Consider the following 23,517-nt stretch of genomic DNA (forward strand, 5'->3'; position numbering starts at 1 on the left):
GCCCAGCACTTGTGCGTAGATCCCGGCCAGGATCTCTTCGACGGTATCGGTGGGGGCGCGATAGTGATCGGCATCGTGGTACTCGGGCGCCGGCAGGGCGCGGGTGTCGAGTTTGCCGTTGATCGTCATCGGCAACGCGTCGATCGACACCACCGCCGACGGCACCATGTACGGCGGGAGGCCGTCGCTCAGCGCGGCGCGTGCGTGGTTGGGGTCGGCGGTTCCGGTGATATAGCCGACCAGGCGTTTGACGCCGGGCCGGTCCTCGCGGGCGATCACCGCGGCCTGTTCCACGCCTTCCAAACCGGCCAGGGCGGCGCGGATTTCGCCGAGTTCGATGCGATAACCGCGTATCTTGACCTGTTCATCCGCTCGGCCCAGGTAGTCGAGTTGCCCGTCTGGGCGCCATCGCACCAGGTCGCCGGTGCGGTACATCCGGGCGCCGGGGCCACCTCGCGGACACGCCATAAAGCGTGACGCGGTCAACCCGGCCCGGCGCCAGTATCCGCATCCCACCCCGCGGCCGGCCAGGTACAACTCGCCGACCACACCGACGGGCACCGGGCGCAACCACTCGTCGAGCACGAAGAACGCCGCCCCCGATACCGGCGAACCGATCGGTGGAACTCCCGAACCCGGTTGCAGTGGTGCGCTTTTCGCTGCCCACATCGTCGTCTCGGTCGGGCCGTAGACGTTGATCATCACCCGTCCGCCCGCCCACCGATCCACCAGCTCGGCCGGACATGGTTCGGCGCCGATCACCAGTGCCGTCGATTCCAGTCCCTGCGGGGAGAGCATCCCGACCGCCGACGGGGTCTGGGTGAGCACGGTGACCCGCTCGGCGGCCAGCAGGGCGTGGAAGTCTTCCGGTGAACCGGCCACGGCCTCGTGCACCACCACCAGCCGGCCGCCGTGCAGCAGCGCGCCCCAGATCTCCCACACCGAGAAGTCGAACGCATACGAGTGGCACTGCGTCCACACTTGCTCCGCTGACAGTTCCAGGCCCGCATCGAGCGAGTCGAAGAGCTGGATGACGTTGTGGTGATTGACTGCAACACCTTTGGGCATACCCGTGGTGCCCGAGGTGTAGATGATGTGGGCGATGTCGTCGGGCGACGGCCCGGGCGGCGAGGTCGCGGGCTGAGCGTCGATGCGCGGGTCGTCCACGTCGATGACTCGCAGGTCACATCCCCGCAGCCGCGGTCGCAGCTCCACGGTGGTGATCGCGGCGATCGGGGCGGCATCGGTCACCATGAAGTCGATCCGCGCCGACGGGTGCGCGGGATCGATCGGCAGATATGCCGCCCCGGATTTGAGTACCGCCAGGATTGCGATGATCGCCTCGGCGGATCGCGAAAACAGCAGCGCCACCGACTGCCCCGGGCCCGCGCCTTCGGAAACGAGTAGGTGTGCCAACCGGTTGGCGGCCGTGTCGACCTCGCGGTAGGTCATCGAGCGGCCCTCGAAGGTGATGGCCACCGCGTCGGGCGCGCGGGCCACCTGCGTGGCCCACAATGCCGGGACCGAGGTGCGGGCGGCCGGCCGGGCCAGCACGGCGCGGTTGCCGAATTCGTCCAGCCGGGTTTGCTCGTCGGAATCCAACAGCTGGATCGACGAGAGCCGTTGCGCCACGTCGGTGGTCATCGCGACCAGCACCCGCTCGAACCGCCCGACCAACGCCTCGATGCTGCCCGGGTCGAACACGTCGGTGCGGTACTCCACCGTCCCGGAGATTCCGGCCGGCTCACCCGCCTCGGTAAAGCGTTCGGTCAGGGAGAACGCCAAATCTGTTCGTGCGGTGTGGGTGTCGATCGGCAGCGGGGTGGCATGCACATCGCCCAACATCAATTCGGCCGGCTCCGCGTCCTGCCATCCCAACATCACCTGCACCAGCGGATGATGCGTCAGACTGCGGGTCGGGTTCAGCCGCTCGACGAGAACCTCGAAAGGCACGTCCTGGTGCTCGTAGGCGGCCAGGCTGCGTTGCCGGACCTGGGCCAGCAGCTCCGCGACGGTGGGATCGCCCGCCACGTCGACACGCAACACCAGGGTGTTGACGAAGAAGCCGACCAAATCGTCGAGCGCGGGGTCGCGGCGCCCGGCAATCGGGAAGCCCACGGCCACATCCGAACTCGCGCTGACCGTCGACAGCAGTGCTGCCAACGCGGCTTGGACCACCATGAAGCTGGTCGCGTTGTGCTCGCGGGCCACCTCGCGCACCCGCTGCTGCAACTCGGCCGGCCACCCGACGGCCACACTGGCTCCGCGCTGATCGGCCACCGGCGGGTAAGGCCGATCGGTGGGAAGCGGCAACACTTCGGGCATTCCGGCCAGCGCGTCTTCCCAATAGGCCAATTGGGAGGCGATCGAGCTGTCGGGATCGTCCAGATCGCCGAACTGCGTGTGCTGCCAGATGGCGTAATCGGCGTACTGGACCGGCAATTCGGCCCAGTCCGGCCCGCGCCCGAGACACCTGGCGGCATACGCCCGGCCGAGATCTGCCATCAGCGGGGCGATCGACCAGCCGTCGGCGGCAATGTGGTGCAGCACGCCCACCAGCAGATGGTCGTCCGCATTCAGACGGAAAAGCGTTGCCCGTAAAGGGATTTCGTTGGTCAGGTCGAAGGTGTAGTGCGCAGCCGTGTCGACGGCTTCGTCCAGGCGGTGCTGCGGCCAGCCCATGGAATCAATGACCTGCCAACCGAACTCGACGCGATCGCCAGCCATCACGAGTTGCCGCGGGGTGTCCCCGGCCGCGGGGAACACCGTGCGCAGGCTCTCATGGCGGGCGATCACATCGGCCATCGCTGCCGCCAGCGCGCCGGCATCGAGGCGGCCCGAAAGCCGCAACGCCACCGCGATGTTGTACACCGGGGACGGTCCCTGCAACTGGTCGAGGAACCACAACCGCGATTGGGCGAACGACAGCGGAATCACCACCGGCCGTTCCCCGGCCACCAACGGTTCCAGCCGCGCTTGCCCGGTGCCGATCAGCGGTGCCAGCTGTGCGATCGTCGGAGCCTCGAACAATGCCCGGACCGAAAGCCCGGCATCGAGGGCGGTGTTGACCGCGGCGATCACCCGCATTGCCGAGAGCGAGTCGCCGCCCAGATCGAAGAAGGACTCCTCGATTCCGATCCGGTCCACACCGAGAACCTGGGCGTAGATCCCGGCCAGAATTTCCTCGAGCGCGGTGACCGGCGCGAGAGAGTGCTCGACATCGCGGTAGTCCGGTGCCGGCAGCGCGCGGGTGTCGAGTTTGCCGTTGACCGTCAGTGGTAGCGCATCGATCGCCAGCACCGCGACCGGCACCATGTACGCGGGCAGCCGTTCGGCCAGCGCGCCGCGCAGCGCGGCCGGGTCGGCGGTCCCGGTGACGTAGCCCACCAGGCGCTTATCGCCGGGACGGTCTTCGCGCGCGATCACCGCGGCCTGCTCCACCCCGTCCAAACCCGCCAGGGCAGTGCGGATTTCGCCGAGCTCGATGCGGTAGCCGCGGATCTTGACCTGTTCGTCGGCGCGCCCGACATACGCCAGCTGTCCGTCGGCGCGCCAGCGCACCAGGTCCCCGGTGCGGTACATGCGCGCACCGGTCTCGCCGAAGGGGCAGGCCACGAACCGCGATGCCGTCAATGGGGCCCGGCGCACATATCCGTGTCCGACGTTGCGGCCGGACACGTACAGCTCGCCGACCACGCCTATCGGCACCGGGCGCAACCAGTCGTCGAGCACAAACAGCGCCGACGCCGATACCGGCATGCCGATCGGCACCGCGTTGCCCGCGGACAGGCGCGCGCTCATCGCCGCATAGATCGTGGTTTCGGTGGGGCCGTAGGCGTTGATCATCACGCGTCCGGGTGCCCACCGATCGACCACCTCGCCCGGACACACCTCGCCGCCGATCAGCAACGCCACCGATCCCAAGCCTTCGGGAGACAACGCCGCGACCGAGGAAGGGGTCTGCGTCAGCACGGTGACGTGCTCGTCGACCAGCAGCGCGTGGAAGTCTTCCGGGGAGCCGATCACCGACTCGGGGACCACTACCAGCCGGCCGCCGTGCAGCAGTGCACCCCAGATCTCCCACACCGAGAAGTCGAACGCGTAGGAGTGGCACTGGGTCCACACCCGTCCGGGCGGCAGGCCGGCGTTCAGCGAGTCGAGCTGCGCGGTGACGTTCTGGTGGGTGATGGCCACCCCCTTGGGCGCACCGGTGGTGCCGGAGGTGTAGATGATGTGGGCGACGTCATCCGGCGACGGCCCGGGCGGCGCGGTGGCGGGTTGGGCACCGACCGCCGGGTCGTGGATATCGATGACCGGCAGGCCGTAGCCGTCCAGCCGGTCGGCGAGCGTCTGGTCGGTCAGCGCGGCCGTCGGCGCCGCATCGGCGAGCATGAACTCGATTCGCGCCGCGGGGTGGGCCGGGTCGATCGGCAGGTAGGCGGCTCCGGTCTTCAGCACCGCCAAAATCGCGACGACGGCGTCGACCGAACGCGAAAAGAGCAGCGCCACACTCTGTCCTGGGCCCGCACCCCGGCCGGCGAGCAGGTGCGCCACCCGGTTGGCGGTCTCGTCGAGTTCGCGGTAGCTCAACGAGCGGCCTGCGCAGGTCACCGCCACCGCATCGGGCGTGCGCACGACATGCTCGACGAACAACGACGGAATCGACACCCCGGTCGCAGGCCGCGTCAACGTGGCCCGGTTGCCCAACCGATCCACGCTGACGTGTTCGTCCTCGTCCAGCAGATCCATCGAGGAAAGCTCGCGTTCGGGCGCTGCGGTCATTGCTGCCAGCACCCGCTGCAACCGCTGCGTCAGTTCCGAGACGTCGAAATTCGAATACGGTTGCCCGGCACCGGCAGTGGTGAGGAACTGTTCATCACCGGCACCGACGAAGAACAGCCCGAAGTGACCTATCGGTCCGAAACTGGTGTACGTCGCGGTCCCCGTAACACCGGCAAAGTTCAGCGTGAGTCTGGACGGGATGAAATTGACGACTACCCGATTCGCCCCCTGCCCGGCGCCGCGAAGGCCGCTTTCGTCCCCAAGGGTCTGCACCGGGAATCGCTGATGCCGCAAAGCATCTCGTGTTTGCTTGTCGACGTGCTTGCAGAAGTCGGCAACCGCCGACTCCGGCGACGTCTGCAGGACGAGGGGTACCACCCCGGCGACCATCCCGGGTAGCGTCTTCGACTCCGGATGCACCCGCCGGCTGACCGGGAAGTCGAGCACCACCTCCGAACCGCTGGTGCACCCCCGCACCAACAGTGCGCACGCCGCCGTGATGATCGAGGTCCGCCGGACACCCAGCGCCTTGGACAGCTGTTTGATGCGGCCGACGACGGACGGGTCCAATTGAACCGGCGCGGTCGGCTGATTCGGATCCCGCCGCGAGGTGGCTTGCGGCAATCGATAATCCGGTCCGCTTTCCGATGGCAGGTTCGCGTTCCAGTAGGACTGATCGTCGAGGTAATCCGTCGACGCCTCGTACTCCAGCTCGCTGCGAACGAGGTCCTGCAGCGAGCCGAAGAACGGGGTAGAGAGCGTGGTGCCGGAAACCATTGCGGTGTAGATGGCCGCAATTCGGCGGCCAACCAGCCCCATGCCCAATCCGTCGAGGATGATGTGGTGGCAGCAGGCAAACCAGTAGTATTCGTCGGGTTTCGTTCGGAACAAAGCGAATTTGAGTAGCCGGCCGGTGAGCGGCATCGGTGTCCGCTGGATCGACGACGCGATCTCACGAGCCTCGCCGACGGGATCGGGCGAACCGGTGAGATCGTGAAAGTCCAGCTCGAAATCCGGGTAGTCGATTGCCTTTTGGAAAACCTGACCATCCACCTCGAAGAACGCGGCGCGGCATGGTTCGGCCTCGTGCAGTGCTTTGCTGATGGCCTGCTTAAGCAAATCAGGTTCGACAGTGCCCTCGATCCTGACGAAGAGGCCGAGCTGCCAGTCGGTGCCGGAGCGTCCCGTTTCCTGCGCGAGCCAGATGTCCAGTTGCCGGCGCGTCAGTGGAAGGGCACGGGCGTCAAGTTCCATCCGATCGCCCCTACCCAAAAGGCTTACGCAATAAAGGCCTTATCCGGTTCCGGCTTCCGCATATTCCATGGCCGTATGTCGTTGCGAGAGCGTGCGACGCAAGTGAAAACCACCGCGCCGGACGCCTCGTGGTGAACCGCTTACCCCCAGGCAGCGACGTCCGCGAGAGCCCTCCCCGGGCGGTGCTGCTGGTCGTCGTTGACCTGGACGAAGTCGTCGCTGACGGTTTGTTGCTCACCGATTCTCCCCGCACGTCTAATCGACATGAGTGGAACAAACCCTAGTGGACCAAAAGGGGCTCCAACAGGGGTTTCGGCAAAGTTCTTGATGTTAGCCATGCGTTAGCCGACATTTTTCGCGCAGCCCGACCAGCTTTGCGAAACGGCCAGGGCCGCAATCGATCTCGTCTCCTGACAGCCCAAGCCAGGGGTCCCGCAGAACTGGTGCTCACGCTACCGGTTGTGCGGCATCGCCGCTACCCGAAATCCGGGTAGCGGCGGCGTTCTCAGCGCGCCTGGCCCTGGGTGGCCAGGAAGCCCGCCACGCCACGGACGAGTGCGTCGGCGTACTTCTGCCGGCCATCCGGGGATTCCATCAGCGCCGAATCGACGGGGTTCTTCATGTTGCCGCACTCGACCAGGATGGCGGGGTATTGCGCCAGGTTGAGGCCGGTCAGATCCGAACGTCCGTACAGTCCGCCCTGGCCGATGTACGTCGATGGCGGGATGCCGGCGGCCTGCATCTGGTCGCGCATGATCCGCGCGTACTGCACCGACGGCCCGGCCTGCACCTGGTTGAGGGGCGGGGCCGAGTAGTTGACGTGGAATCCGCGCCCGGACGGTGGTCCACCGTCGGCGTGGATGCTCAGGATCGCGTTGGGCCGCAACGAATTGGCCACGTTGGCGCGCTCGTCGATGCACGGTCCCAGTCCGGTGTCGTTGCCGCGGGACAGGGCGGTCCTGACACCCAGTGCTGTCAGTGCGGCGCGAACCCGCAGCGCGGTGTCCCAGGTGAAGGTGTGCTCCATATAGCCGCTGTTGGTCGCGGTTCCGCTGGTCTGGCAGTCCTTGGTGCCGCCCCGGCCGGTGGTGACCTGCCGGCCGATGGACGCGTCGTTGGCGCCGTTGTGGCCGGGGTCGATGAAAACCACCATGCCGGCGATGCTGGACGGGACCCCCCATGCGTTCTGGGCCGCGGTCGAGACGATCAGTGTCCCCGCGGCAACCAGCATGCTGGCCGCCATTCTGATTCCGACACGCCTGCTCACTCGTTGGTCCACGGCGCAAAGGTAACGTCGTGCGGTCTACGCTGGGTGTTTCGAATCGCCAGACACCCACAGGCGAAACCAACTCGAGACCAAGATGCGAGGGGATTGTCATGCAACCCGGAGGCGACATGTCCGCGCTGCTCGCTCAGGCGCAGCAGATGCAGCAGAAGCTCATGGAGGCTCAGCAACAGCTCGCGAACGCCGAGATCCGCGGTCAGGCCGGTGGTGGCTTGGTCGAGGCGGTCGTCAAAGGCAGCGGTGAGGTCATCGCGGTGAAGATCGATCCATCGGTCGTCGACCCTTCGGACATCGAGACGTTGCAGGACTTGATCGTCGGCGCCATGGTGGACGCCTCCAAACAGGTCACCAAAATGGCGCAGGAGCAGTTGGGGTCGCTGACCGCCGGGTTGACCGCGCCACCGGCGCCACCCGCGCCACCCACCCAAATAACGGGGCTCTGACCTACCTACCGACATGTTTGAGGGACCGGTCCAGGATCTGATCGACGAGCTCGGCAAGCTGCCGGGCATCGGGCCAAAGAGTGCGCAGCGCATCGCCTTTCACTTGTTGTCGGTCGAGCCGCCGGACATCGACCGACTCACCGCCGTGCTGTCGAAGGTCCGCGACGGCGTCCGCTTCTGCGCGGTGTGCGGCAACGTGTCCGACGACGAGCGTTGCCGGATCTGCGGGGATCCGCGCCGGGACGGCTCGCAGGTGTGTGTCGTCGAGGAACCCAAGGACGTCCAGGCCGTCGAGCGGACTCGCGAATTCCGGGGCCGCTACCACGTCCTGGGCGGCGCGCTGGATCCGCTGTCCGGTGTGGGCCCCGATCAGCTGCGGATCCGCGAGCTGCTCACCCGCATCGGCGAGCGGGTCGACGGTGTGGACATCACCGAGGTGATCATCGCGACCGACCCCAACACCGAGGGCGAGGCGACGGCCACCTACCTGGTCCGGGTGCTGCGTGACATTCCCGGCCTGACCGTCACGCGAATCGCGTCCGGGCTGCCGATGGGCGGCGACTTGGAGTTCGCCGACGAGCTGACCCTGGGCCGCGCGCTCACCGGCCGCCGGTCCATGGTCTGACCCGCGTTACTTGGTGACGACGGCGAAGTTCTCGCTGGCGGCCCACGCCTCTTCGAATGTCGCGATCCAAACCTGCTCGTCGCGGCCCGCACGGATACCGCTGTCGTTGAGGTGCACCACGCCGGCGTCGGTGTCGATACCGATGACGACGACGAAGTGGTTTTCCTTGGTGCGATCGCCGGGCTTGTTCCAGATGACGTTGTCGTTGAGTCCGATGATCACCTTGCGCCCGTGATCCAGGTCGAGCGCGAGCGCATCGGTGTCGGGGTGGACGGCGTCGGCGCGGATGCCGTAGTGCGCCAGTAGCGGGACCAGGTCTTTGTTGCTCGTCCGGCCGCCCGGGCGGTAGATCGGCCCGGGGTGGGCCGCGCTCGGGATGTTTCCCGCCGCCGCGTTGATCTCGTCCTCACCGGGCTCGTGGCCGCTGATCTGGCCGATCACATCGGCCACCGCCATCTCCCCGCAGTCGAGTTGTTGTTGCTGGTAGCGCCAGTAGGGTGCGGCGGCGGCCGGGTCGCCGTGCATGCCCGCGGCGATGCGTGGGGCGGGGACGTCCGGGGTGGCGTGGGCGTCGGCGATTCCGACGGCCCAGCCCGCGGCGGCCGCGGTCGACAACGCCGCGAGCGCGCCAACGCATGCCTTGGTGGTCAGCGTGGCCATCGTCGGTGGGGTGTGGGCCATGGGGGCTCCCTTCTCGAGCCGCCGCAATGCGCGTCGGTGTCGGGAAAAGAGTTGGGCACCGCCCTCAAAGAAATCTTGCTGCGCAGGTGGGACGCCCGCGTCAGCGAGCGGGTGTAGGGTGCGACGTCCTCATGCCTTGCTCAATTGGAATTGCCTGGTAAAGGTCTTGGGCGGCTCTCCGCTGCACGCGTCTGACGTCGTCGTCTGGCCTTCTCCGGCAAGCGATACGGCATCGAAGCTGTAGTTGACGGTCACGGGCGCCGATGCGCCGTTCGGACACGGTGCCTGGGCCGTCCCGCTGTGCGTCCATCGTCCATTGGCGAGGTGGAATTCCCAGCTGATGACGAACGTCCCGCCGTCTTGCGAGGTCGCCAGGGTGCAGTCCGATCCGCACGGGACGAAGAGCCAGGCGGTCGGTTTGTCGCTGTTCGCGTACTGCACGTTGTACCGGCCGTTCAGGACTTCCGGGGCGGCGTGCGCCGGTGTCGACGACGCGATGAACGCGGCCGCGGTGAGCAGCGCGGCCCCGGCCGGCCGCGGGCTGATCTTCGCTCTCTCGGCCCGCACGGTCAGCGCGCCCCCAGTCGTTCGCGGCGCAGCAGGTCGACCTCGGGCAGCTGCAGCGGCGCCAGCTCACCCACCACCTTGCTCAGCAACAGGTCGGCCAGCTCCGGGTTGCGGGCCAGGCACGGCCCATGCATGTAGGTCGCGACGACGCTGCCCTGGATCACGCCGTCAAAACCGTCACCGAGCCGGTTGCCCGCGCCCTTGACCACCGCGCCCAACGGCGCAGCGTCGGGGCCCAGCACGGTGCCGCCGCGGTGGTTTTCAAACCCGGTGAGCCGCTGGGTCAACCCCGCCAGCAGCGGCTTGCTCACCAGCTCGCCGATCGTGCGGGCATCCTGCGGGGAGGTCGTCACGTCCAGCATGCCCACGCCGTCGACCCGTTCCCCCGACGACGTCTCGTACCAGTGCCCGAGCACCTGGACGGCGGCGCAGATCGACAGCACGGGTGCGCCGCGCTCCGCCGCGCGTTGCAGGCCCGGATAGCGCAGCAGGTGCCGGGTGGCCAGCCGCTGCGCATAGTCCTCGGCGCCGCCCAGGGTGTACAGGTCCAAGGACTCCGGCACCGGGTCGTCCAGGGTGATCTCGACGATCTCGGCCGCGATACCCCGCAGCAGCAGTCGTTGCCGCAGCACGACCGCGTTGCCGCCGTCGCCGTAGGTGCCCATCACGTCGGGCAACACCAGCCCGATCCGCAACGTCGACTCAGCCATGCCGTGCCAATGCCCGGTGCAGCTGCAGGAAGGCGGTGTAGTTGGCGACGACCTCCACGCGCCCCGGCGGGCAGGAGGCGATGGCTGCCAGGGTGTCGTGCACCAGGGTGTGTTCGACGCCCGCGTATCCCAGGCGTACCGCCAGGTCGGTGCCGCGTTCACCGGCGGCCACCACCGCCGTCTCTTCGAAGTGTTCGAAGCGCACATCCCACAGCCACGACAGGTCCTCGCCGTCGGGCACCTGCCCGTTGACCGAGATGACCACCCCGGCCGCGTGCTTGTCGACCATCGACAGCGCTTCCTGCCAGCCGGCCGGGTTCTTTGCCAGCAGAATCCGCGCATCGCGCCCGCCGATGCGCACGGTCCGGTAGCGGCCCGCGACCTCGTCGACTCCCGAGACCGCCGCGACGGCCTGCGACGGATCGGCGCCGAGCGCGACGGCGGCCGCGACGGCCTGGGCGGCGTTGCCCCGATTCACCGCGCCGGGCAGCGCCAGCCGCATCGGCAGGGCCAGCCCCTCGGGCCCGTGCAACGTGTCGTCGTCGAACCACCACTGCGGGCTGGGCCGCTTGAAGTCGGCGCCGGTGCTGTACCAGTGGCCCTGGTCGCGGACGATCACCTCGCCGCTGCGTGGACAGCTGACCGAGTCGTTCGCCCACGCGCCGCCGGCGGCCACCCACACCACGTTCGGGCTGTCGTAGGCGGCCGAGGTCATCAGGACGTCGTCGCAGTTGGCGACGATGACGGCGTTGGGGTGGCGGGCCAGGCCGGCCCGCAGCGTGCGTTCGATCACGTTGATCTCGCCGACCCGGTCGAGCTGGTCGCGGGACAGGTTGAGCAGCACCAGGACGCTGGGCTGCACGGCATCGGATACGTGCGGCACGTGCATCTCGTCGACTTCCAGGGCGGCGAGCCCAGCCCCGCGGTCGGCGGCCAGCGCGGCCACCAGGCCGGCGTCCATGTTGGCGCCTTCGGCGTTGGTGGCGACCGGGCCCAGCGTGCCCAAAGCCGCCGCCGTCATTCGGGTGGTGGTGGACTTGCCGTTGGTGCCGGTGACGATGACCGTGCGCCGTCCCGCGCCGAGCTGGCCCAGGACCGAGCGGTCCAGCGTCATCGCGACCAGTCCGCCGATCATCGCCCCGGCGCCGCGTCCGGTTATCCGCGATGCCCACCGCGCGCTCGCTCCCGCGGCGAGGGCCAGACGTGCCCGAGTGGTGACCACCCGCGCAGTTTAAAGGCGGTGGCGAGGGTGGCGCTTTTGCCGTCTGGAGTTAACTGCCGACACGGCCGCGCAGCGACGCGGTGATGTCGGTCCGACGTGCGATTCTGTCGTTTATGAGCCCCATAACTCCGACGCCCTGGGGCCGGCCGGCGAGCGATCCGGACGCGGGTTGGGCCGTCATCGACGTCGAGACCTCGGGTTTCCGGCCCGGTCAGGCCCGGATCATCAGCCTTGCGGTGCTCGGCCTGGACGCCGAGGGCCGCGTCGAGCAATCCGTCGTCAGCCTGCTCAACCCCGGAGTGGACCCCGGCCCCACCCATGTGCACGGGCTGACCACCGCCATGCTCGAGGATCAGCCGCAGTTCGGCGACATCATCGGTGACGTGATCCAGGTGCTGCGCGGCCGCACCCTGGTCGCGCACAACGTCGCGTTCGACTACGCCTTCCTGGCCGCGGAGGCCGAGCTCACCCGCACCGAGCTTCCCGTCGACAGCGTCATGTGCACGGTCGAGCTGGCCCGGCGACTCGATCTCGGCGTCGAGAACCTGCGGTTGGAGACCCTCGCCGCGCACTGGGGCGTGACCCAGGAGCGCCCGCACGACGCCTTCGACGACGCGATGGTGTTGACCGGCGTTCTCGCGTCCGCGCTCGATCGCGCTCGCGAACACGACATCTGGCTGCCGGTGCGTCCGGTCACCCGGCGCCGCTGGCCCAACGGCCGGGTCACCCACGACGAGCTGCGCCCGCTGAAGGCGCTGGCCTCCCGGATGGCCTGCCCGTATCTCAACCCCGGGCCGTACGTCCGCGGCCGGCCGCTGGTCCAGGGCATGCGGGTGGCGCTGGCCGCCGAGGTGCGGCGCACCCACGAGGAGCTCGTCGAGCGGATCCTGCACGCTGGGCTGGCCTACACCGATGTCGTCGACCGCGAGACGTCACTGGTGGTCTGCAACGCCGACGCCCCCGAACAGGGCAAGGGCTACCAGGCCCAGCAGCTCGGCGTGCCGGTGGTGTCCGACGCGCAGTTCATGGACGGCGTGGGCACCGTGATCGGCGGCACCAGCATGGAGGAGTTCGTCGACGCGACGAACGCCGACGACCAGCTCGCGCTGTTCTGAGCTACCCGCGCGCGGCCCGGTTGACCGCCGACACCACCGCCCGCAACGACGCGGTGGTGATCGACGGGGCGATGCCCACACCCCACACCGTGCGGCCCCCCACCGAGGCCTCCACGTACGCCGCGGCCTGAGCCTCTTCACCGGAACTCATCGCGTGCTCGGAGTAATCCAGTACCGAGACGTCGAACCCCACGGTTCCCAGTGCGTCGACGAACGCGGCGAGCGGGCCGTTGCCGGCACCGGTGATCTCGGTCTCGACGCCGTTGATCTTGACGGTCGCAACGATGCGGGTCGTCCCGCTGTCTTCCTCGTCGGCATCGACGCGCTGTTTCATGCGTTCGAGCGGCAGGATCGGGGCGATGTACTCCTCAGAGAACGCGTCCCACATCTCCTTCGGCGACACCTCGCCGCCCTCGCCGTCGGCGATCTTCTGGATCACCTGGGAGAACTCGATCTGCAGCCGTCGCGGCAGGGCCAGGCCGTGGTCGGCCTTCATGATGTAGGCCACCCCGCCCTTGCCGGACTGGGAGTTGACCCGGATCACGGCCTCGTAGGTGCGCCCGACATCGCGCGGGTCAATGGGCAGGTACGGCACCTGCCAGAGCATGTCCTCGACATCGGTGTCCGCGGCGTCGGCGTCGGCCTTCATCTGGTCCAGGCCCTTGTTGATGGCGTCCTGGTGGCTGCCCGAGAACGCGGTGTAGACCAGGTCGCCGCCGTACGGGTGACGCTCATGCACCGGCAGCTGGTTGCAGTACTCCACCGTCCGGCGGATCTCGTCGATGTTGGAGAAGTCGATCTGCGGGTCCACGCCGCGGGAGAACAGGTTCAGCCCCAGCGTCACCAGGCACACGTTTCCGGTGCGCTCCCCGTTGCCGAACAGGCAGCCCTCGATCCGGTCGGCTCCGGCCTGATAGCCCAATTCGGCTGCGGCAACGGCGGTTCCACGGTCGTTGTGCGGATGCAGGCTCAGGATCACCGAATCTCGGTTGGCCAGGTTGCGGCTCATCCACTCGATCGAGTCGGCATAGACGTTGGGGGTTGCCATCTCGACGGTGGCGGGCAGATTGAAGATGATCGGGTTGTCCGGCGTCGGCGCGATGATCTCGCCGACGGCGTCGCACACCTGCTTGGCGTACTCCAATTCCGTTCCCGTGTAAGACTCCGGCGAATACTCGAAGCGCCATTGCGTGTCCGGGTATTTGGCCGCCTCTTCGACGCACTTGCGGGCGCCGTCGGTCGCGATGGCCTGCACCGCGGCCGGGTCGGCGCGAAATACCACGCGGCGCTGCAGGATTGACGTCGAGTTGTAGAAGTGCACGATCGCCCGGTGCACACCTTGGCACGCTTCGAAGGTGCGCTCGATCAGTTCCGGGCGGCATTGCGTCAGCACCTGAATGGTGACGTCGTCGGGAATGGCGCCGTCGGTGATGATTTCGCGTACGAAGTCGAAGTCGGTCTGGCTGGCCGACGGGAACCCGACCTCAATCTCCTTGTAGCCCATGCCAACCAGCAGGTCGAACATGCGGCGCTTGCGGGCCGGGCTCATCGGGTCGATCAGTGCCTGGTTGCCGTCGCGCAGGTCCACCGCACACCATAACGGGGCGGTGCTGGTGACGCGGTCCGGCCAGGTGCGGTCGCCGAGCCGGATGGGCTCGACTTCGTCGGCGAAGGGCCGGTATCGGTTGACCGGCATCGACGAGCCGCGCTGCGGATTCCACGCGGGCTGGTCGGGTCGGGGCGGGCCCGCGGGCTTTTGGACGGTGCGGGCCGAGATGTATGCGGCCGGGTTGGCGGGCTGAGAAAAGTTGGTCACGGTAATTGCTCCGGGGATGTCAGAAGGGAATTCAGACCGGCGCATCGCGAACACCCGCGACGGGAAGCCGGTCTGGTTCAGACCCCGTCGCGGCGGCCGAGAAGGAGCACCCGCTGCACGGTGTGAACTCTACCGCGATCAGCCTGTTGTCCAAAACGAGACCAGAACCGCAGGCTGCGGCGCCCGTTGACCGTTGATCAAAACGGCGGCGGTTCGTCCTCGGGCTCGGGTGGGGCGGGACCGGCGTAGCTCATACGCTCGGCCCGCCGGGTGGTGCGGGCGTGGTGATTCTGTCGGCGTTCGGTGGCGACTCGGGTGGCCCGGTCTTGGGCGCGGGTGCGCCGGCGTTTGGGCATCATCGCCGTGCGCTCGGCGCAGTAGTCGAGTGGGGGTTCTGCTTCGGCTGCTGGCAGGCCGCCGGTTGACCGGCACAGACTCGGAAACAGCAGCGCGCTGCCCGGGGTGGTGACGTGTGTGCGTCCGGAGGGTGAGGTCAGGATCAGGGTGCCGTCGGGTAGCTGTTGCTCGCGCCAGCCCCAGAACGTTTTCACCAAATGGTGAGTGCGGCAGTAGCACTTCAGGTTGGACGCATGCGTGGGCCCGCCGTCGGCGTAGGGGATGGTGTGGTCAAGGTCGCACTCGACGGCGGGCCGGTCGCAACCGGGCCAGCGGCAGGTCAAATCCCGGCAGCGGACAAAATCCGCCAGCGCCGTCGAGGGCAGATAACCCGGCTCGGGTGGGGCATCAGCAGGGTGCACCAGCGGCACTAGCTTGGCCGACTTGGCCAATTCGGCAACGAGCTCGGGTGTGATGAGCCCATCGGCGCCGACCTCGGATCCCGGTGCGCAGTCGTGGCCGTCGATGCTGGCGTGCTCGGCGATCACATGAATCACCACCGGCGTTGCCGCGGGACGCTTTCCGGCCGCGCAATCGGGGCGAGCGCAGCGACAGGCCAGCCGGTCGGCGCCGGCCGCCAGCGCTCCCAGGGCATCGGCGCGTCGCTGCTCACGGCTGCGCGGATCGTGCTCGCACACCGTGGCCGCCAGCGCGGTGAGTCGCTTCTCAAGGGCGTGGGCATCCGGCGTGAACAGGCTGCCGTGGATCTCCGAGGTGCCGTCTCCGACATCGCCGATCCAGATCTCCCGACCGGCATGGCGCTCCTTGCGCCGGCGCACCGCATCCACGTCGGCCCCGGCCACGATGCGATCGACCGCGGTGCCCAGCCGGCCGCGCGTCATCGAGGGCCAAAGCGGCACTTTGACGGCCAGCTGGGCGTCGACCGCGGCCATCACTTCGGGGTCGGTGATCAGGTCGGTGCGATACACGATCGTCTGGAACGTCGCGTAGCTGATGTCGCCGGCGATCAACGCGGCGCCGATGCGCGGCAACCGCATGCGCATGGCGCGCGAATAGTTCAGATAACTCGACGCCAGCGCCTGACTGATCTGCAAGGCCGCGGCGACCTCCGCGCAGATGGCGTCCCAGGTGTCACCGACCCACGTCTCGCGTTCCCCGCACTCGCGCAGCCGCAGCACGTCGAGTTCGCCGATCGCCGCCAGCCGGGCACCGGCCGCCCGGTTCTCCGCACGCGCAGCCGCGCAGACCCGATCAACGATGGAAGAGGCTGCATCGGCGGCGCGATCGAACATACGTTCGAGTATACCAGGGTTCTGCCGACCGCGTTGACTCATCTGAAATGCGCGCGAACGTCCAGCGGAAGGGGTTGACCTTGGCCGAACACGACAAGGCGGCCACCCAACGCCAGATCCAAGCCCTGACCACCCGGCCGCACACCATCACTCTTGAACGAGGCAACAGGCTGACGTGAAAATCACGATGCGCCGCCCCGTATTCTGTTGTGGACTTGTACCCGAGTTGGGGAAGAGAAAACAGTGGCGCTCGTCGTACAAAAGTACGGCGGATCCTCGGTGGCCGACGCCGACCGGATCCGTCGGGTCGCGGAACGCATCGTCGAGACCAAAAAGCAGGGCAATGACGTCGTCGTCGTGGTCTCGGCGATGGGTGACACCACCGATGACCTGCTGGATCTGGCCCAACAGGTGTGCCCCGTGCCGCCTGCCCGCGAACTGGACATGCTGCTGACGGCCGGTGAACGCATCTCCAACGCGCTGGTGGCCATGGCCGTCGAATCGCTGGGCGCCCGCGCCCGCTCGTTCACCGGCTCGCAGGCCGGCGTGATCACCACCGGTACGCACGGCAACGCGAAGATCATCGACGTCACGCCGACCCGGTTGCAGTCCGCGCTCGCCGAAGGCGACGTGGTGTTGGTCGCGGGCTTCCAGGGCGTCAGCCAGGACAGCCGCGATGTCACCACGCTGGGCCGCGGCGGCTCCGACACCACCGCCGTCGCGCTGGCCGCGGCGCTGGGCGCCGACGTCTGCGAGATCTACACCGACGTGGACGGCATCTTCAGCGCGGACCCGCGAATCGTGCCCAATGCCCGCAAGCTCGACGCCGTGACCTTCGAGGAAATGCTTGAAATGGCCGCGTGCGGCGCCAAGGTGCTAATGCTGCGCTGCGTGGAATACGCCCGTCGCTACAACCTTCCGGTGCACGTCCGGTCCTCTTATTCGGACAAGCTCGGCACCGTCGTTGTCGGATCGATCAAGGACATAGAAATGGAAAGCCCCCTTCTGACCGGAGTCGCGCACGACCGTAGCGAGGCAAAGGTGACCGTCGTCGGGATCCCGGACATCCCGGGGTATGCGGCCCGGGTCTTCCGCGCGGTCGCCGAGGCCGACGTGAACATCGACATGGTGTTGCAGAACGTGTCCAAGGTCGAGGACGGCAAGACCGACATCACGTTCACCTGCTCGCGTGACAGCGGGCCCACCGCGGTGGCCAAGCTGGACTCCCTCAAGGACGAGATCGGCTTCACCCAGCTGCTCTACGACGACCACATTGGCAAGGTGTCGCTGATCGGCGCGGGTATGCGCAGCCATCCCGGGGTTACCGCGACCTTCTGTGAAGCACTGGCCGAGGTGGGCGTCAACATCGAACTGATCTCCACCTCCGAGATCCGGATCTCGGTGCTGTGCCGCGACACCGAACTAGATAAGGCCGTCGTGGCGTTGCACGAGGCGTTCGGCCTCGGCGGCGAGGAAGAGGCCACGGTGTATGCGGGGACGGGTCGATAGATGGTTGCCATAGGCGTAGTGGGCGCCACCGGCCAGGTGGGCCAGGTGATGCGCAATTTGCTCGACGAGCGGGACTTCCCCGCGACGACGGTGCGATTCTTCGCGTCGGCCCGCTCGCAGGGCCGCAAGCTGCCCTTCCGCGGCCAGGAGATCGAGGTCGAGGACGCAGCGACGGCGGACCCGTCCGGTCTGGACATCGCGCTGTTCTCGGCCGGCAAGACGATGTCGCTGGTCCAGGCCCCGCGCTTCGCCGCGGCCGGGGTGACCGTAATCGACAACTCGTCGGCCTGGCGCAAGGACCCGGACGTGCCGCTGGTGGTGTCCGAGGTGAACTTCGTGCGTGACGCCGCCAACCGACCCAAGGGCATCATCGCCAACCCGAACTGCACCACGATGGCCGCGATGCCGGTGCTGATGCCGCTGCACCAGGAAGCTGGCTTGCAGCGCCTGGTGGTGTCGAGTTATCAGGCGGTGTCCGGCAGCGGGTTGGCCGGTGTCGAGGAGCTGGCGACGCAGGCGCGCGCGGTGATCGACGACGCCGAACAGTTGGTGCACGACGGGAGCGCGCTGGCGTTCCCCGCGCCCAAGACCTACGTCGCGCCCATCGCCTTCAACGTGCTGCCGCTGGCCGGATCGCTGGTGAACGACGGCTCCGGGGAGACCGACGAGGACCAGAAGCTGCGCCACGAGAGCCGCAAGATTCTCGGCATCCCCGATCTGCTGGTCAGCGGGACCTGCGTGCGGGTTCCGGTGTTCACCGGGCACTCGCTGTCGATCAATGCCGAATTCGCCCGGCCGCTTTCGCCGCAGCGGGCCCGCGAGCTGCTCGGTGCGGCCCCCGGTGTGAAGGTGGTCGACGTGCCGACCGCCTTGGCTGCCGCCGGGGTCGACGACTCGTTGGTCGGCCGGATTCGCCACGACCCGGGCGTGCCTGACGGGCGTGGCCTGGCGTTGTTCGTCTCGGGGGACAATCTTCGTAAAGGCGCGGCGCTCAACACTATTCAGATCGCTGAGCTGCTGGCCGCTGAATTGTGATCCGCGCGTGAGCGGCGCGCGGGCCCCGTTGTTCATCTTGCTTTGTCTGTTTGTGCCGCAATGCCTTTCGCCAGCCCGTGCCGATCCGCCGGCGCCCGTCCCGCAGCCGATTGTGCAGCCATTGGCGCCGGGTCAGGTGCTGCGGATCGGCCCAACGGCCGGAACCGGCACTCCCACAGGGGATTACGGCATCGGTGCCACCGACCTGTGTGAGTTTCTGGAATTCCCCACCGAACTGTTGCAAGTCTGCGGCGACAGCTTCGCCGGCCAAGGCGTGGGTTTCGGCGGTTGGTATTCGCCGGTCGCGCTGCATGTCGACACCGCGTCGGTGGACGATCCGGCCGGGGTGCGCTACACCGGCGTGACCGGGATCGGCAAGCCGCTGCTGGCCGATCCGACGCCCGCGGGGGATTCGCAGCTGCCCGCCGGCGTGGTGCAGATCAATCGGCGCGCCTACCTGATGGTGGCCACGACCAAGGACCTGAAGCCGCAGAGCACGCGGCTGGTGGCGGCCGAACCGGCGCGCGCGGGTTGGCAGACCGTGCCCGGGTCGAAGCGGGACGCCGCGTATCAGGGCGGCTCGCAGACGCAGATCAGCGGGTACTACGACCCGATCCCCGCCCCCGATTCGCCGACCGGCTGGGTGTACATCGTGGCCAACAGCTTCACCCGCAGCCAGCCGGTGGTGCTGTATCGTGTTGCGCCGCAAAATTTTACGGATCGTTCGCGGTGGCAGGGCTGGGCGGCCGGACCCGGGGGTGGCTGGAACAAGCCGCCGACGCCGTTGTGGCCCGACCAGGTCGGGGAGATGTGCGTGCGGCAGATCGACGGCAAGACCGTGCTGTCCTATTTCAATGCCAGCACCGGCAACATGGAGGTCCGGGTGGCCAACGACCCGACGTCGCTGGGCGCGGCGCCGGTGACGACCGTGGTGCAGCACGACGAATGGCCCGAGCCGGCGGAAAGCCTGCCGCCCCCGTATGACAACCGGCTCGCCCAACCGTACGGCGGCTACATCTCACCCGGTTCGACGCTCGACGAATTGCGAATCTTCGTGAGCCAGTGGGACACTCGCGCGCGGGTGTCCGCGCCGTACCGGGTGATTCAGTTCGCCGTCAACCCCTTCAAGCCGGACTAGCCGCTCAGCCCGCTTCCGCCAGGCCTGCGGCGAGGTCGGCACCGTCGATGCCCGGGCCCCATTCCATCAGCGCGCCGACGTCGAACTGGGGTTGGATGCCCGCGGTGCCGGCCAGGCCGGGCGACGCCGCCGTCGGTGCTGCCGCGGACGCCGCCACCAAACCTCCAGAGGGCGTTGCGATGGGCGTGACCGGGGTAACGATAGTAACGGTGCCGATCACATTGGTGATGGAGGCCTCGCCGGGGCCGACGGTACCGGTGACGGCGTTGGCAAGGGTGCTGACCCAACCAAACCCCACTGCCGGGTCGCCCGTGGCGGAGACCGAGCCGCTAGCGATACTGCCCTGGATGAATTCCCCGGCGGCCGGGGTGAGTTCGATCGGGTTGGCGCCAGCCGTGATGGTCTGGCCGGGTAGGTAGACGACGGAGCCCGCATACGCATTACCACTACTGAATTGGTCGAGAGTAAAGCTGCTGCCGGCATGGACGACGATGGACGAATAGGTCCCCACCATCGCGCCGGAAGACTGGGGTACTTCAATGCTTCCACTGTTGACCCAGGCCACTGAGCCGGGTCCGACGGTGACGTTGGTCCCGGCCGGCACCGTGACGGTGTCGCCCGGCGGGAGATTGGTCGAGGTGAGCTGCGCGGCGTTGTTCGTGGCGAGCTGGACCGCGGATTGGGTGCGGGCGCTGGTGGCGTCGGCGGCCGAGCGCGCGACGGCCGTGGCTTGGTCTGCTTGGCCGTCGGGGTTGGTGGTCTGTGGGGGTTCGTCGAAAGGTTCCAGGGCGCTTACGGTTTCGGTGGTGGCGGCGTAGCCGTACATGGCGGCGGCGTCTTGGACCCACATCTCCATGTACTGGGCTTCGGTGGCCGCGATCGCCGGGGTGTTCTGCCCGAAGAAGTTCGTAGCCACCAGCACCATCAACTGTGCCCGGTTGGCGGCGATGACCGGCGGGGGCACGGTCATCGCATACGCCGCCTCGTAGGCGGCCGCGGCCGAATAGGCTTGCGCGGCAGTCCGTGCGGCTTGGGCGGCGCTGGCCTGCAGCCAGGCCACCTGCCGGGTGCCCGCGGCAGCCATCCGCGCCGCCGACGGTCCCAACCACCGGCCGGTCAACCCCGCGATCTCCGCGGAGCAGCCGGCCGCGGCGGCCTCCAGTTGGGCGGCCACCGCGTCCCAGCTGGCCGCGGCCGCCAGCATGGGCCCCGACCCCGGCCCGGTGTACATCAATCCCGAGTTGACTTCCGGCGGCAGCAAGGCGAAGTCCATGTCCAACCCATTTCCTGAGTCAAGCGCGGCGATTTGCTCGGCGCATTTACTTTTGTGCCCAATAGGGTCTGGCATTGTCAAGTGGTCAGTGCAACATCGTTAGGCGGCTTGGTCGAGGAGGGTGGCTAGGCGTGGGGCCGTGGATTCCGCCAAAGTGTGCTGCGCAGGACCCTTCTGGATAGCCCCCAAGCGCGCCAAACAAGTGTTTCTTTGAGCCGCGGTCCAGTTACCGCACCCGACGCCGCCCGCGGCGCTGGCTGGAAAATTCTCGTGAGATCTGCGGGCTTCTATCTCCTATGCAGTAATACAGCGGTGGGGCCATGGTGGCCGCCAACGTGATTTGCCGTCCGCTAGGAGGTTGTGCAGCAATGGATTTCGTAACATTTCCACCGGAATTCAACTCCGGACGGTTGTACTCCGGCCCCGGGCCAAGCTCGCTGCTGGCTGCCGCGGCGGCCTGGCAGGGTCTGGCCGTTGAGTTGCACATGGCGGCAGCGGGCTACCGATCGGTGATCGCTGGGCTAATCTCCGGCCCCTGGCAGGGCCTCGCATCGGCATCGACGGCGGCTGCTCCCTACGTGGCGTGGATGAGCTCCACCGCCGCGCAGACCAAGGCGGCGGCCGCCGCGTATGAGGTGGCGTTCGCGGCGGTGGTGCCCCCGCCGGTGATCGCCGCCGACCGAAACCCACTATGCCGAGACGTGGGCTCAGGACGCCGCGGCGATGTACGGCTACGCCGCGCTGTCGGCATCCGCGACAACGCTGACCCCGTTCACTTCGTCCCCGGAGAGCACCCGCCCCGACGGGTCGAATGACCAAGCTGCCGCGCTCGCGCAGGCCACCGGCACATCGGCCGCGACCGATACCCAGACGGCGACGCTGGTGCTGCCGACCACCAGCCTGGGTGCCGTCCCGGAAGTCTTCGCCGGCGGTCCGGCAGGCGTGTTCGGCGAGATGACCCTGGCAAGCATGGCCGGCCAGGCGATCAACGGCACCGTGAGCCCGGCTCGCCGGGAACGCATCGGGGCGACCGCCCGCGCCCACCCCGCGCCCTCACCGACCGCGGGAGGCCATCTGACCGGTATCGCCGCGGAGATGCGTGAATTCGCCGAACTGCTAGGCAAACTAGGAGAGCTGCGCGACGCGGGCCTGCTGACCGACGAGGAGTTCAACGAGCAGAAGCAACGCCTTCTCGGCGGACTCTGCTGACCTGGGTGGCCTGCTCAGCAGGCGCGCTGTTTCACCAGGTGACCAGGGGTTTTGCGCTCACAGCTGCTACATAAGTAGCGCATAGCCATAACTTGTGTTTACCCCCGCATCATTTGTCTCATGAGTGAAACATCTGAAACCCCAACTGTGCGGTCCTCGACCGCGACTGCGCCGGCAGAGCCGGTGGCCTACCGGACCCCCAAGGTCTTCCAAGCGGCGGCCTATGTCGCCATCGCCGCCGGGACCGTGTTCATCATCGCGGTCATCTTCTTCACCGGCTTCATGCTCGGCAAGTCGACCGGGCACCACGGCCACCACGGCCACCACCACAAGCACCACGCGATGGTGCATCCCCACCGATTCGGTGGCCCGGGCGGACCGGGTGGTCCGGGTTGGCCCGGGGGGAACCAGCCGGGTGCGCCCGCGTCGGTGGCGCCCGCCGCGCCGGGGCCCGGCCAGGTTCCGTCGTCGGTCGCTCCGTCTCGCACGCCGTAGCCGACAGACCTCAACCGTTCAGATGCTCACGGAGTAATAGGAGGACTCCGGGGGGCCGTTAATTTCACACGCGATAGCCCGGCGCTCACCAGAGCGCCGGGCTACCAGTGGTTTCGGCGATGCCGGCGCCCGGATCGCGTTTGGATGAATTCACAGCAACTTTGTCGCCGGAATCTGTTGCGGCAGTTGCATCCGGGGGCAGTATTCAAGGCATGAGTGAAACACCTGAACCCGCAGCGCAGCCGACGCCCGTGGCGACGGCCCCACCACCGCCGCAGCTGGTGAAACCGCCCAAGGTCTACACGGCCGCCGCGTGGGTGGTGATCGTCGCCGGGATCGTCTTCATCCTGTCGGTGGTTTTCTTCTCCGGCGCGATGATCTTCGGATATCACTATCACCAATGCCACCGTCATCACGGCCAGATGTGGAAGCCCGGTGGTCCGGGCGGCCCTGGCGGCCCGGGACCGTGGCAGTACGGCGGTGGTCCCGGAATGATGCCGCCCTACCAGTACGGTTTGCCGCCGGGGTACGGTCCGGCCGCACCCGCTCCGGCGACCCCTGCCCCCGCTCCGGCGACCAGCGTCCCCGCTCCGCGTCCCTAGGGCCGAACGCCACCCGATTTGCCCAATGAAAGCGCTTGGCGCCGATTCGGGTTCACACTGGGTGGGTACCCGTCGCACTGCCTGCGGGTACGGCCCAGTCAGCGAGG

The 23,517-nt window shown here is 67.9% G+C and carries 18 protein-coding genes and 1 pseudogene (1 of these 19 running past the window's edge); 10 read left to right on the top strand and 9 right to left on the bottom strand.

All coding sequences use genetic code 11. The annotated features are described in order from the left end of the window. Positions 1–6,036, bottom strand: the 5' end (the start) of a protein-coding gene (locus tag G6N55_RS19215; RefSeq protein WP_085224946.1) for a non-ribosomal peptide synthetase. The gene continues 25,122 nt to the left of window position 1, outside the view; the window shows 6,036 of its 31,158 coding nt (coding positions 1–6,036); its start codon is at positions 6,034–6,036; its stop codon lies off the left edge, out of view. 505 nt (positions 6,037–6,541) lie between these two features. Continuing rightward, a complete protein-coding gene (locus G6N55_RS19220) occupies positions 6,542–7,315 on the bottom strand; it encodes an Rv3717 family N-acetylmuramoyl-L-alanine amidase (RefSeq protein ID WP_197747365.1) in 774 nt (257 codons plus the stop codon). Between the two features lie 98 nt (positions 7,316–7,413). Here G6N55_RS19220 and G6N55_RS19225 point away from each other — a divergent pair, with 98 nt between their 5' ends. Further along, the gene (locus tag G6N55_RS19225; protein ID WP_085224950.1) at positions 7,414–7,764 is read left to right on the top strand and encodes a YbaB/EbfC family nucleoid-associated protein; all 351 of its coding nucleotides are present in this window, start codon (positions 7,414–7,416) and stop codon (positions 7,762–7,764) included. Between the two features lie 13 nt (positions 7,765–7,777). Next, positions 7,778–8,389, top strand: coding sequence for a recombination mediator RecR (gene recR, locus G6N55_RS19230; RefSeq protein ID WP_085224952.1), 612 nt, complete (start codon positions 7,778–7,780; stop codon positions 8,387–8,389). A gap of 6 nt (positions 8,390–8,395) precedes the next feature. Here recR and G6N55_RS19235 read toward each other — a convergent pair whose 3' ends face one another. The 4 genes from G6N55_RS19235 to G6N55_RS19250 form a co-directional block, all read right to left on the bottom strand. Next, a complete protein-coding gene (locus G6N55_RS19235) occupies positions 8,396–9,070 on the bottom strand; it encodes a C39 family peptidase (protein ID WP_232078788.1) in 675 nt (224 codons plus the stop codon). Between the two features lie 129 nt (positions 9,071–9,199). Next, positions 9,200–9,637 carry a hypothetical protein gene (locus G6N55_RS19240; RefSeq protein WP_085224954.1) on the bottom strand — a complete coding sequence of 146 codons (438 nt, stop codon included), beginning with the start codon at positions 9,635–9,637 and terminating at the stop codon, positions 9,200–9,202. A 2-nt stretch (positions 9,638–9,639) separates the two neighbouring features. After that, positions 9,640–10,347: a type 1 glutamine amidotransferase gene (locus G6N55_RS19245; RefSeq protein ID WP_085224956.1), complete on the bottom strand. Its 708-nt coding sequence runs from the start codon at positions 10,345–10,347 to the stop codon at positions 9,640–9,642. Beyond that, positions 10,340–11,569: a Mur ligase family protein gene (locus G6N55_RS19250; protein ID WP_085224958.1), complete on the bottom strand. Its 1,230-nt coding sequence runs from the start codon at positions 11,567–11,569 to the stop codon at positions 10,340–10,342. The genes G6N55_RS19245 and G6N55_RS19250 overlap by 8 nt, the downstream gene beginning before the upstream one ends. A gap of 113 nt (positions 11,570–11,682) precedes the next feature. Between G6N55_RS19250 and G6N55_RS19255 the strand changes: the two genes are divergently transcribed. Continuing rightward, the gene (locus G6N55_RS19255) at positions 11,683–12,684 is read left to right on the top strand and encodes a DEDDh family exonuclease (protein ID WP_085225027.1); all 1,002 of its coding nucleotides are present in this window, start codon (positions 11,683–11,685) and stop codon (positions 12,682–12,684) included. A 1-nt stretch (position 12,685) separates the two neighbouring features. On the opposite strand, the gene leuA is transcribed toward G6N55_RS19255, so the two are convergent. Together leuA and G6N55_RS19265 are read right to left on the bottom strand one after the other, a co-directional pair. Then, complete coding sequence (gene leuA, locus G6N55_RS19260; RefSeq protein WP_232078789.1) at positions 12,686–14,545, bottom strand: 2-isopropylmalate synthase; 1,860 nt, start codon at positions 14,543–14,545, stop codon at positions 12,686–12,688. A gap of 152 nt (positions 14,546–14,697) precedes the next feature. Continuing rightward, positions 14,698–16,149, bottom strand: a complete 1,452-nt coding sequence (locus tag G6N55_RS19265) for an HNH endonuclease signature motif containing protein (protein WP_232078790.1) — start codon at positions 16,147–16,149, stop codon at positions 14,698–14,700. A 243-nt stretch (positions 16,150–16,392) separates the two neighbouring features. Between G6N55_RS19265 and G6N55_RS19270 the strand changes: the two genes are divergently transcribed. Genes G6N55_RS19270 through G6N55_RS19280 form a run of 3 tightly spaced genes read left to right on the top strand, consistent with a single transcriptional unit; the run spans position 16,393 to position 19,831 of the window. Continuing rightward, complete coding sequence (locus tag G6N55_RS19270) at positions 16,393–17,658, top strand: aspartate kinase (protein ID WP_085224964.1); 1,266 nt, start codon at positions 16,393–16,395, stop codon at positions 17,656–17,658. Beyond that, positions 17,659–18,693, top strand: a complete 1,035-nt coding sequence (locus G6N55_RS19275) for an aspartate-semialdehyde dehydrogenase (protein WP_085224966.1) — start codon at positions 17,659–17,661, stop codon at positions 18,691–18,693. A gap of 28 nt (positions 18,694–18,721) precedes the next feature. Further along, a complete protein-coding gene (locus G6N55_RS19280; protein WP_232079080.1) occupies positions 18,722–19,831 on the top strand; it encodes a DUF4185 domain-containing protein in 1,110 nt (369 codons plus the stop codon). A gap of 4 nt (positions 19,832–19,835) precedes the next feature. Here G6N55_RS19280 and G6N55_RS30185 read toward each other — a convergent pair whose 3' ends face one another. Further along, on the bottom strand, positions 19,836–21,104 hold the full coding sequence (locus tag G6N55_RS30185) for a PPE family protein (protein WP_085224970.1): 1,269 nt from the start codon (positions 21,102–21,104) through the stop codon (positions 19,836–19,838). A 368-nt stretch (positions 21,105–21,472) separates the two neighbouring features. Here G6N55_RS30185 and G6N55_RS29905 point away from each other — a divergent pair. The 4 genes and pseudogenes from G6N55_RS29905 to G6N55_RS19300 all read left to right on the top strand — a co-directional run. Further along, positions 21,473–22,034: pseudogene (locus tag G6N55_RS29905) on the top strand (PPE family protein); the annotation flags it as partial. A gap of 165 nt (positions 22,035–22,199) precedes the next feature. Then, on the top strand, positions 22,200–22,313 hold the full coding sequence (locus G6N55_RS30475) for an SHOCT domain-containing protein (protein WP_232079081.1): 114 nt from the start codon (positions 22,200–22,202) through the stop codon (positions 22,311–22,313). Positions 22,314–22,433: 120 nt separating this feature from the next. Beyond that, positions 22,434–22,808, top strand: a complete 375-nt coding sequence (locus G6N55_RS19295) for a hypothetical protein (protein ID WP_085224972.1) — start codon at positions 22,434–22,436, stop codon at positions 22,806–22,808. Between the two features lie 212 nt (positions 22,809–23,020). After that, positions 23,021–23,410: a hypothetical protein gene (locus tag G6N55_RS19300; RefSeq protein ID WP_085224973.1), complete on the top strand. Its 390-nt coding sequence runs from the start codon at positions 23,021–23,023 to the stop codon at positions 23,408–23,410. Positions 23,411–23,517: the final 107 nt, after the last annotated feature.

The organism is Mycobacterium florentinum (assembly GCF_010730355.1).
Taxonomy (GTDB): Bacteria; Actinomycetota; Actinomycetes; order Mycobacteriales; family Mycobacteriaceae; genus Mycobacterium; species Mycobacterium florentinum.

Bases quoted from the DNA above. Each gene is read 5' to 3' on its own strand.
- G6N55_RS19225 (WP_085224950.1), top strand. From the start codon at position 7,414: ATGCAACCCGGAGGCGACATGTCCGCGCTGCTCGCTCAGGCGCAGCAG.
- recR (WP_085224952.1), top strand. From the start codon at position 7,778: ATGTTTGAGGGACCGGTCCAGGATCTGATCGACGAGCTCGGCAAGCTG.
- G6N55_RS19235 (WP_232078788.1), bottom strand. From the start codon at position 9,070: ATGGCCCACACCCCACCGACGATGGCCACGCTGACCACCAAGGCATGC.
- G6N55_RS19245 (WP_085224956.1), bottom strand. From the start codon at position 10,347: ATGGCTGAGTCGACGTTGCGGATCGGGCTGGTGTTGCCCGACGTGATG.
- G6N55_RS19255 (WP_085225027.1), top strand. From the start codon at position 11,683: ATGAGCCCCATAACTCCGACGCCCTGGGGCCGGCCGGCGAGCGATCCG.
- leuA (WP_232078789.1), bottom strand. From the start codon at position 14,545: ATGCGCCGGTCTGAATTCCCTTCTGACATCCCCGGAGCAATTACCGTG.
- G6N55_RS19265 (WP_232078790.1), bottom strand. From the start codon at position 16,149: ATGTTCGATCGCGCCGCCGATGCAGCCTCTTCCATCGTTGATCGGGTC.
- G6N55_RS19275 (WP_085224966.1), top strand. From the start codon at position 17,659: ATGGTTGCCATAGGCGTAGTGGGCGCCACCGGCCAGGTGGGCCAGGTG.
- G6N55_RS30185 (WP_085224970.1), bottom strand. From the start codon at position 21,104: ATGGACTTCGCCTTGCTGCCGCCGGAAGTCAACTCGGGATTGATGTAC.
- G6N55_RS30475 (WP_232079081.1), top strand. From the start codon at position 22,200: ATGCGTGAATTCGCCGAACTGCTAGGCAAACTAGGAGAGCTGCGCGAC.
- G6N55_RS19295 (WP_085224972.1), top strand. From the start codon at position 22,434: ATGAGTGAAACATCTGAAACCCCAACTGTGCGGTCCTCGACCGCGACT.
- G6N55_RS19300 (WP_085224973.1), top strand. From the start codon at position 23,021: ATGAGTGAAACACCTGAACCCGCAGCGCAGCCGACGCCCGTGGCGACG.